This is a genomic window from Mesorhizobium sp. M7A.F.Ca.US.002.01.1.1 (genome assembly GCF_004022955.1).
Lineage (GTDB): Bacteria > Pseudomonadota > Alphaproteobacteria > Rhizobiales > Rhizobiaceae > Mesorhizobium > Mesorhizobium ciceri.
The window spans coordinates 1-9841 of sequence record NZ_RZQE01000209.1 but is presented as its reverse complement, the minus strand read 5'-3'; the positions used below and the strand labels follow the sequence as shown (position 1 = coordinate 9841).

Sequence of the window (9841 nt, the reverse complement as noted above, 5' to 3'; positions counted from 1 at the left end):
GTTGTTGGCGGACTTGTAGGCTTCGACGGCGTTTTCGGCTTGCTGGACGCGCTTGCGCTGCTCGTCCAGCCGCGCGGTGATCGACTCGGAAGCGTCCTTGGCCATTTTCGCGCGCGCGCTCGCCTGGTCGACCAGGTAGGCCTGCGCGATGGCGTTGGCCAGGAGGGCGGCTTTGTCGGCGCTCTTGGCGGTGACGATGACGTCGAGGACCAGGACCTTGTCGGCCCGCTTCACCGCCAGGCGCCGGCGCAGCGCGTCGAGTGTCTGCACCGACCTGTCGCCTTCGGCTGATGCCGAACCGAGCAGGCGCGACAGCAAGCCCTGCCCATTGAATTCCGGATCCTGCGTCAGGTTTGTCGCCGCGATCGCCCGCATCAGCACGCCCGTCGACTGGACCACGCTGACCTGGCTCTCGACCTGCGTGATGCCGCCATCGGGTGAGATACGGCTGGGATTGACGTCGTTGGTGACCACCTGCAGGTCCTGCGGATCGATCAGGATTTCCGCCGCCGAGCTGTAGAGCGCCGGTGTGAAAAGGCCGTAGAGCAGGGCGACCAGCGTCAGCAGTGCGACGGTGCCGAAGATCCAGAACCGGCGGCGCACCAGGATGCGCTTCAGATCGCCCAGTTCGACAGTGGAGGCTGCATATGATCCCGCGCGTGCCGGATCCGGGGAGTGTTGCTGAGGAACCATGGGCAGGGATGATTGCATGGCTGCCTCCGACAATACTCCATATGCCGGCAAGACCAGTTTGCGGCGCTAACCTAGCTATTCCTCCAACTGTTAAAACATTGTTAATTATGTTGAGAGGTGACGTGAATTTTGGCACGCGGTTTGCTTAAAAATATACATATCGAGGTGTTGGCTACGCAGCGAGCGGAGACGAATGCAGATGGGGTTACAATTTGACCGGACCGGCCTGGCCGGCAAGGCCGGGCACCGCCTTTTCGGACCTCCAACATGCAGATAAGCCTCCGCCTGGACGGCGACTGCGTCCGCGCCTTTCACGTCACGCTGCTGGAGCGCCTTGCCGCGCTCGAAGACGTCGAACTGTCCGTCGATGTCAGGCCGGCGGGCGGTGGCATTCCGCGCAGCGCCGCGGCCCTGTTTCAACTCGAAACGGCGATCCACGGACTGTCCCATGATGGACTGGCCAAGCGTGTGCCGCTTTCGGCGCTCGCGCCCTACCGGCAGTCCCCCGCTTCGCCTGACCTGGTCATCGACCTCTGCGGCGATGTCAGGCTGGAAAGCACACGGATCTGGCGCGTCACCTATGACGGCGCCAGCGGCGAAGCGGCCTTGCTGGCCCTGATCCTCGCAGGTCGCACGCCGCTTGCCCGCATCGAGGAGAACGGCGTTGCGATCGCCGCCGGGCGTCTGGGCACCGAATATGGCGGCATCGCGCTGGCGTCCTTCCAGGATATGCTGGCGCGCACAGCAAGCCTGATCATAGCTGCCATGTCAGGCGCGGCAAAGTCCGTGCCTGATCTGCCCGAACCGGCGCAGGTGGGTGGCCCGCCGCCAATGCCCTCGGCGGGCAAGCTTGGGGTCAGGGCCGGCAAGGCGCTGGCGCGGCGGATCATCCAGAAGATCTATCACCTTTGCTACAACGCGCCGCACTGGAAGGTCGGCTGGCGGCAAACCGGGAGCCGCGATCTGTTCGAGCTGCGCGCGCATCCGGCGTCGGGTTGGCAAGAGTTGCCGGACGACGGCAGCCGCTTCTACGCCGATCCGTTCCCCATCCTCTACCAGGGCCAGCTGACCCTGTTCGTCGAGGACTATATCCATCGGCTCGGCAAAGCCATCATCTCCGCCGTTCCCTTCGGCCCGGCAGGCCCGCTCGGAAGGCCTGAACCGGTGTTGGAGCTGCCCTACCATCTCTCCTACCCCTTCGTCTTCGAGCGCGACGGCGAGGTCTGGATGGTGCCGGAAAGCTGCGCCAACGGCACGGTCGATCTCTACCGGGCCACAGCTTTTCCCGGCGGATGGGTCAAGGAGGCGACGCTTCTGTCCGGTGTCGTCGCCAGCGACGCCACGCTTGTCGAGCATGGCGGCGCCTGGTGGCTGTTCGCCACCGTCCGCGACGGCGGCGGCGCCTTCTCCGACGCGCTGCATCTGTGGTCGGCGCCGGATTTTCGCGGCCCCTGGACGCCGCACCCCAAAAATCCCGTGCTGATCGATATCGCCTCGGCGCGGCCGGCCGGCCGCATGGTCAGGCGCGGCAACGACCTGCTGCGCCCGGTCCAGGACTGCCGCAGGAGCTATGGCGCGGCGCTTGGCATCGCACGCATTTCTCACCTTGATTTGATCGGCATGGAGCAGGTCGTTGAAACCATCTTAAATCCAGGTGCGCTATGGAGTGGGCGTAAACTTCACACGCTCAACGAGGCTGGCGGCTTTGAGTTCATCGATGGCTCGGCGATCGCACCGCGCTGGAAGCAGCGGGCCCGCGATTAACCTAAACATTGGTTACTACCAAGCACGCGCGCCGGTTGCTTGCGGTTGATTTAGGTCCGGAAGATATTTTCTACCGGAGATTGTGAAACGCGCCGTTGCCATCAGAAAGAGCAGCAAAATGAGTATCTCAGAGGCTGGCCCGGCCCAAGTCGATGTGGCGATCGTCGGTGCCGGAATGGCCGGCACGACCTTGGCAATTCTGTTGGGACGAGCCGGCCGCAAGGTGGCGCTGATCGATCCGCACCGCGTCCACCACGAGGAATTCCGGGCCGAGAAGATCGGCATGGACCAGATGCTGCTGTTCGAAAAGCTCGGCCTCGATGCGACACTCAAGCGTCTCGTCACCTCCACGACCGACACGCATGTGTTTCGCCTCGGCCAGTTCTTCGCGCATGAGAAGAAGGCTGAATTCACATTCTCCTATGGCGCGCTGATCAATGGCCTGCGCGACGCCTTGCCTGCGCAAGTGCCGCTGACGGTCGGCAAGGTAACCGAAGTCTCGACTGGACCGGACCGGCAGCGGCTTGTGCTGGCCGACGGCACCGTCATCGATGCCCGCCTGCTGGTGGTGGCAACCGGTCACGGCGAGGCGGTGCGGCGCGCCGTCGGCGTCGAGCGTATCGAGCAATCGAAGGCGCATTCACTGTCGATGGGATTCGACCTCGCCATCTCGCCCAGCGATTTCGGTCATCAGTCCGTCACCTGCTACAGCAGGCGGGCCGCCGACCGTATCGCCTACATCAGCATCTTTCCCCTCGGCGACAAGATGCGGGCGAACATGTTCCTCTATCGCAATGTGGCCGAGCCGTGGACGCGGGCGTTCCGCCAGGAGCCGCAAAAGATGCTCTGCGAATTGATGCCCGAAATAGCCGTGCGATGCGGCAACTTCGAAGTCGCGAGTCCTGTCGAGGTCAGGCAGATCAGTCTGAGCACGACGCAAGGCCATCGCCGCGACGGGGTCATCTTCATCGGCGATGCTTTCTGTACCACGTGTCCGACGCCGGGCGTCGGCATCGGCCGCGTGATGACCGATGTCGATCAGCTCCATTCGGTTCACATTCCACGCTGGCTCGAAACTCCAGGCATGGCGGCTGACAAGATCAACGCCTTCTATGACGACCCGGTCAAGGTGGCTGCCGATGAGGATGGCATGCGGGTCAGTTACTATGCCAAGTCGATTACCGCCGACACCGGACTGGAATGGCGCGTGCGGCGCCTGCGCAACAACACCGCGCGCCAGCTGATGATCATCGGCCGTAAGGTCCGGCATCTGGGACAACGGCGGGCACCCGTGGCCAATATGCGATAGGGCGCGACCAGTCGCGCCCTATCGATTGCCGCTATTGATTGCCCTTGTCAGGCGAATGCGTCAGACGCCAATCAATCACTGACGGCCGGCGGAGGTGTCGATGGGGCAGTCTGGGCCGTGACACCCGAAAGCCTGTCGCGCTTCTGCAAGGTTGGTTTCTCGTATTTCTTCACTGTAAAGTGCCCTCCAAATTGATACGGCGCCAGCAGAACCAATTCCCTGCCCCGTGTCAATTGTGCCATTACTGGTTCTTACGTCGTATCCACGCCATCGCGGTCAAACGATTCTTCACTGTTGCATTGCCGGCACATATCGGCTCCGACAGGTCACCTCATCCCAGCGCCAATCGCGCGCTCCTCGGCCGCGCGATGTTGTAAATCGTTTCATCCAAGGTATTTTGGCCATTGGGGAACAGAGGGAATAGTCATGTCCAACAGCGCCTTGCCGCTGGTCATCAGTGCGCCTGAACCACGCACGCTCGACCTGATCTTCACAGCCCGGCAGCTGGCGCGGCTCAAGGCGCACTATCGCATCGTCGAGACGACCGCTGACGGCGTCGCGAAACTGCCGGCCGACATGCTGGCCGAGGTGCGTTATATCATCGGCCAGCCGCCCATATCGCCCGAAACGCTCGACCGGATGAAGGCGCTGCGCTGCGTCTTCAATGTCGAGACCAACCTCATCAACAACATGCCCTACGAGACGTTGTTCGCGCGCGGCATCCATGTCGTCACCACCGGCCTGGTGTTCGCCGAGCCGGTCGCGGAGCTTGGCCTTGCGATGGCACTCAATCTCGCCCGCGGCATCGTCGATGCCGACCTCGCCTTCCGCCAGGGACAGGAACTGTGGGGCGGCGGCGGCAACCAGACGGCGCGGCTCTTGTCTGGCGCCGATGTCGGCATCATCGGTTTCGGCGATCTCGGCCGGGCGCTCAACCGGCTGCTGTCGGGTTTCCGCACCCGCACCAAAGTCTTCGATCCGTGGCTGCCGCCATCGATCCTCATCGACAATGGCGTCGAGCCGGCCTCCCTCGACGAGGTGCTGTCGACCAGCGACTTCATCTTCGTCGTTGCCTCTGTGACCAGCGAGAACCAGGGTTTTCTCGGTGCCGACGCCTTTGCCGGCATGCGCAAGGGCGCTGCCTTCATCCTGCTCAGCCGCGCCGGCGTGGTGGACTTCCCGGCGCTGATGGCGGCGGTTAAGAGCGGCCACATCGTCGCCGCCAGCGACGTTTTTCCCGAAGAACCGCTGGCGCGGGACCATCCGGTGCGCGCCCTGCCCGGCTTCCTGCGCTCGGCTCACCGCGCCGGCGCGCTCGACATCGCCTTCAAGCGCATGGGCGATATGGTGCTGGAGGACATGGACCTGATCGACCGCGACCTGCCGCCGCTGCGCTCCAAACGCGCCGAGCGCGAGACGGTTTCGCGCATGCGTTCCAAGCCGGCCGACAGGAATTGAGGCGTGGATTTTCGTTCGGGTTGGCCGGCCCTCGACCAGGTCCGCTTGACAGGAGCGCGGCCGGCGATGACGCTGCCGCAATCGAACTTTGCGGAGGGAGGCCGTGACCATGAAGAAGATCTATGAAAAGCCGATGCTGCTCAAACGGCAGAAACTCTCCGCCGTGACGGCGCAGCAAGCCACTTCAGGAGTGACCGGTCCGATCGGCCCGACAGGCCCGGCAGGCTGACGCCTCGCGGTGTTCGATGAAGGTAGCATTGGACGCGCCCGCGGGTCGGCGGCGAGACGGCAGTCGCTCAAGGCGCAGCATCAGTGTTTATGGCTGCTCTTCGCTCTGCGGGCAACCGCTTCCATAAAAGAGCGGGCGGCAGCGTCACAGGCTGTTCTGGACGGTCCATTCGCGGACAGCACGACCTCCGCGGCCTTCCGCGACATGCCGTATTTCCGGGCGAAGACCGCAGCGTCGTAAGGTTCGTTTTCGGCCGGTGCCGCGGACGTGATCCTGGCCTTGGTCATTGGCGGGTCCGCCTGAAACTCTCAAGCAACTCGCCTTCATTGCGGCAGCCATTCTGGAACAGCGAAAACACCGTGGCTGCCAGAAGCTGCACGTCCGACTCCCCCGACATGCGATCAAATTTGCGCTCCAGGCAGACCCGATCGAAGACGCGCTGGCACAGTTGCAGATCGGAAGGATGGAGACCGGGATTGCGCTTACGAAGGCTCGACATAAGAAGCCCCTTTCGGAGCAGCGGCCACTTTTGATGCATGTCGTCCAAAAGTGACCTCGGCTTTGGGAGAACGACATGCATAAACAAAGACCCTAAAGCGCATCGCATAAATCCGATCAAACGCGATGCGCTTTAGACGCTGTGGGTCAAAAAATGAAATCGGGCTGAGCAAGAGTCAACATCGGCCTCATCACAGTAAGTATCGTACAATTCTCCCCCCGGTCCTCCCCCTTCTTCGAATGGTCCCCAGGCCCAGCGCGACATGGCGCTTTTCATTGGCCAGCGGATTTTATCGGCGTGATCCGGCGCTCTCATGAAATATGTCGGTTTTGTACCAAATGGCGTTTGGTACGTTTCCGACACTAACATTCAGGCCGATCTTTTCATATGCGAACAGGCGTTGGGGGGCGCCGTGCTTCGAATTTCATATCGCATTAATATCTTTCTGCGTTCAGAGCCCCTATACATAGGCCATCGTCCTCACGTTTTTACGGGCACGGACGGCTGGGAGATTGGATGGCTCTTGCCCTGCATTGGGCCACGCCATGTCTGATCCCAACAAAAACTCTGATCCCGACAAAAAACCCTATCCCGACGGGAACCATCCGTACCGAAACCAACTGCTGCGGCGCATGCCTGCGGATGATCTGGCGTTGCTCGAGCCGCACATGCAGCGCTGCGATTTGCCATTGCGCATGATGCTGGTGACCCCGAATGTTCCGATCGAGGCCGTCTACTTCATCGAACAGGGCATTGGTTCGGTGGTCGCCAGCACGGCAAGCGGCCAAGAGGCCGAAGTGGGCTTCATCGGCTTCGAAGGCATGACGGGATACTCCCTGGTGATGGGCGACGACCGTGCGCCGCATGCCTGTTTTGTCCAACTCGAAGGCGAAGCGATCCGCATCGAAGCCGGCGCTTTCAAGGCAGCTTTGGAGGCAAGTACGACCTTGCGCATGTTCCTGCTGCGCTTCGTCAACGCACTACAAACCCAGGCCGGCTGCACCGCGCTCGTCAACGCGCGGCTGAAGCTCGAGGAGCGGCTGGCGCGATGGCTGCTCATGTGCGACGACCGGGTGCCCGGCGAACATCTCGCCATCACCCACGAATTCCTGGCCATCATGCTTGGTGTCAGGCGGCCAGGCGTCACCGTCGCGCTTCAATTGCTCGAAGGCCGCACGTTGATTCGCTCGAGACGGGGCGAGATCGTCATTCGCGACCGCGCCGGGCTGCTGGAACTCGCCAATGGCAGTTACGGCGAAGCCGAGGCCGAATATGCAAGGCTGATCGGCGAGATCGGCGCGGCCTGATCAGGAGCGGCTGCTGCCGGCATCCGGCTTGCCCGATGTCGCTTTGCCGGGCGGTGCCGCACCGCCTTCTATGGGCCCATCCCTGCCGATCGGCCCATCCCTGCCGATCGGCCCATCCTTGCTGATCGGCAAGCCGGCATGCTCCAGGCTTGCAAGCTTGCACTTCGTCTGCTCGGCCGCCGCTCCGACAAGGCAATCAATGGTGAACATGGCACCGGCGTGATCGCTTGACGCGACCGCCTGGCGGATCTTCGTCAATTGCGCCTGCGTGTAGTCCAGAAGCTCGACCAGGCCGGTATGATCCAAACCGCCCTCCATTACAGGATGTCGAGAGGCCGATCCGAGGTCGCTCTTGCCACCGAAATACGCCCATTTACGCGGCTTGCATAGCCGGACTGTCAGAATCGTACAGCCTACGCTCTACGGGATCGTTGCCTATTGGCCAAAGGTCCATCTTCGCGCCAGCGCCACGGCATGCAAGTGTATATAAGCTATCGCTTGAATGCTGGTCCGTACGTCTGTCGGGGAGATGTCGTGCCAATTCGCGAGAATCTCGCCGCCAATCTCAGGCGGCTGGTCCAGCGCCACGCTTCCGTCAGCGCGGTGTGCCGTGAGCTTGGCATCAATCGCACCCAGTTCGAGCGCTATCTGCAAGGCAAGGCGGTGCCCAACAAAACCACCGCCAGGCTGATCTGCGATTATTTCAAGATCGACGAAAACGAGCTGTATCGCGAGCCGGCTGTTCCCGCAGCCAACGGCGACGGCAACGCATCGCTGCGCGAGGCACTGTACGAAAACATGGTGCGGCCGCCGTCGCCCGCCATCGCCGGCGGCACTTATTTCACCTATTTTTCGGTTCCCGGCCGCCCCGACCTTCTGATGCGCTCGGTCACCTTCCTGCGACGTGAGGCCGAGCTGGTCACCTTCAGGCGGGTGACGCGGTGGGCCCCGGGCGATGGCCAGGGTGGCGCCAGAATGCCCGGCAACCACTACGGCGTAGCGATCTCGCGCCTGAACTGGATCTATTTCACAGGCATCAACCGCCGCCAGACAAGCGAGCCCTCGATCATGACCGTACAGTGGGCTCCCATCTCCGAACCGGTTCTGGTCGGCAGGGCGATCGTCCTCACAGGATCGGGGCCGGCCTTTGTGCCGGTCATCATGCGGCAGGACGTCACCAGGGTCAGCATGAAGCGGGCGCTGCAGATGGCCCATATCGTCAGCCTCGACGACCCCAGCGTCGATCGACTGGTGGTCAGTCTCGCACGAGAGACCCGATAAACTCGCCTCCTACGGGAAAAATCGGGGAAAGTTTCAAGTTTTTCGGCTATATTTTTCCTCGTTTCGGCTTTTCTGCGCAAAAAATGCCGGAACTTTCACCCAAACCTGTCGTTTTCCAATGGATCGTTGCTTCGACGATCCCAAAGCAACAGGAGAGTACCCATGAACATCAAGATGATCTGCTTGGGCGCCATGGCACTTTCGATGGTCGGCGGCGCGGCGTTTGCCAAAACGTCGGCTCTCGACGATCCAGCCAAGATGCAGCCCTTCTACACCGATAGCAGCATGAAGACGATGGTCAGCAACGACGACTTCGTGAAAGCCTGGAAGGCCCTTACGCCGGACGACCAGACCGCGATGATGAAGGCCTGCGAGGACGAGGCGAAGGACGCCACTGCGGCCAACAGCCATCCCGAATTCTGCAGCAGCGTGAAAGCGAACGGCGGCAGCAAGTAGCAGTCCAGCAACCCGAATGAGAAACAGCCCCGCGCGGGGCTGTTTTGCGTCTGCCGCAGGTGTGCAGACAAGCCAGCCACGCAAGGATCGGGCCCGGCCGGCACCCGGCCCATCTCCCCATTTCTGCCATGTTGCACTGCGATAAATTTGTTGCATTGCGATATCGGCCTGCACCGCCGACATTGCACAGGGGCTGGGCTTGCACGAGGGAGCCGTCGTGGCAGCATCGTTCCGGCCGGACATACAAGGATTGCGCGCGCTCGCCGTCGGCGGCGTCGTCGCCTACCATTTCGGCCTCACCGCGCTCCCCGGCGGCTTTGCCGGCGTCGACATCTTCTTCGTCATCTCGGGCTGGCTGATATCGACCCACCTCATGCAGGAGATCGGCGAGACCGGCCGGCTCGACCTCTGGCGCTTCTATGCCAGGCGCGCGCGGCGGCTCCTGCCGGCAGCTTTGTTCGTCATCCTGGTCACGCTGGCCGCCGGCTACTTCATCCTGGCGCCACAGGAGCAGGCGCTCTATTCGCGCGGCGCCATGTTTGCCTCCGCCTATGCCATCAATCTGTGGCTGCTGCGCTGGTCGTTCGACTATTTCGCCGCCGACGCCACCAGCAATCCCTTCATCCACTTCTGGTCGCTGTCGGTGGAGGAGCAGTTCTATCTCGCCTGGCCGGCGCTGCTTCTGCTGGCCGCCTGGCTGCGGCCGGGCCGGCGAACGGCCGCAGCCATGATCGGCGTGGTCGGCCTCGCCTCCTTCGCCGCCTGCCTGTGGCTGACCAGCGCGGCGCCGGCCTGGGCCTTCTATTTCTCGCCGCTGCGCGCCTGGGAGTTCGCTGCCGGCGGCC

The 9841-nt window shown here is 62.5% G+C and carries 11 protein-coding genes; 8 read left to right on the top strand and 3 right to left on the bottom strand.

Annotated elements, in window-relative coordinates; translation table 11 throughout:
- Positions 1–711: Wzz/FepE/Etk N-terminal domain-containing protein (locus EN932_RS19990; protein WP_245483298.1), on the bottom strand; the 711-nt coding region annotated here is incomplete at its 3' end.
- A 249-nt stretch (positions 712–960) separates the two neighbouring features.
- Between EN932_RS19990 and EN932_RS19985 the strand changes: the two genes are divergently transcribed.
- From EN932_RS19985 to EN932_RS19970, 4 genes are all read left to right on the top strand, one after another.
- A complete protein-coding gene (locus EN932_RS19985; RefSeq protein ID WP_013530603.1) occupies positions 961–2457 on the top strand; it encodes a hypothetical protein in 1497 nt (498 codons plus the stop codon).
- Between the two features lie 118 nt (positions 2458–2575).
- On the top strand, positions 2576–3766 hold the full coding sequence (locus tag EN932_RS19980; RefSeq protein WP_013530602.1) for an NAD(P)/FAD-dependent oxidoreductase: 1191 nt from the start codon (positions 2576–2578) through the stop codon (positions 3764–3766).
- A gap of 426 nt (positions 3767–4192) precedes the next feature.
- Positions 4193–5224, top strand: a complete 1032-nt coding sequence (locus EN932_RS19975; RefSeq protein WP_128369003.1) for a hydroxyacid dehydrogenase — start codon at positions 4193–4195, stop codon at positions 5222–5224.
- A gap of 109 nt (positions 5225–5333) precedes the next feature.
- Positions 5334–5453, top strand: a complete 120-nt coding sequence (locus EN932_RS19970) for a hypothetical protein (protein ID WP_013530600.1) — start codon at positions 5334–5336, stop codon at positions 5451–5453.
- A 283-nt stretch (positions 5454–5736) separates the two neighbouring features.
- Here the strand turns inward: EN932_RS19970 and EN932_RS19960 are convergent, their stop codons facing one another.
- Positions 5737–6000, bottom strand: coding sequence for a hypothetical protein (locus tag EN932_RS19960; protein WP_013530598.1), 264 nt, complete (start codon positions 5998–6000; stop codon positions 5737–5739).
- 584 nt (positions 6001–6584) lie between these two features.
- Between EN932_RS19960 and EN932_RS19955 the strand changes: the two genes are divergently transcribed.
- Entirely contained in the window at positions 6585–7259 is a 675-nt protein-coding gene (locus tag EN932_RS19955) for a Crp/Fnr family transcriptional regulator (protein ID WP_245268617.1), read from the top strand.
- Here EN932_RS19955 and EN932_RS19950 read toward each other — a convergent pair whose 3' ends face one another.
- A complete protein-coding gene (locus tag EN932_RS19950; protein WP_013530596.1) occupies positions 7260–7565 on the bottom strand; it encodes a hypothetical protein in 306 nt (101 codons plus the stop codon).
- Positions 7566–7793: 228 nt separating this feature from the next.
- On the opposite strand from EN932_RS19950, the gene EN932_RS19945 reads away from it, so the two are divergent.
- From EN932_RS19945 to EN932_RS19935, 3 genes are all read left to right on the top strand, one after another.
- Positions 7794–8540, top strand: coding sequence for a helix-turn-helix transcriptional regulator (locus EN932_RS19945; RefSeq protein ID WP_013530595.1), 747 nt, complete (start codon positions 7794–7796; stop codon positions 8538–8540).
- A gap of 162 nt (positions 8541–8702) precedes the next feature.
- Complete coding sequence (locus EN932_RS19940; protein WP_013530594.1) at positions 8703–8996, top strand: hypothetical protein; 294 nt, start codon at positions 8703–8705, stop codon at positions 8994–8996.
- A gap of 217 nt (positions 8997–9213) precedes the next feature.
- Positions 9214–9841, top strand: a 628-nt coding sequence (locus tag EN932_RS19935) for an acyltransferase (protein ID WP_164890545.1), incomplete at its 3' end; no start/stop codon positions are given.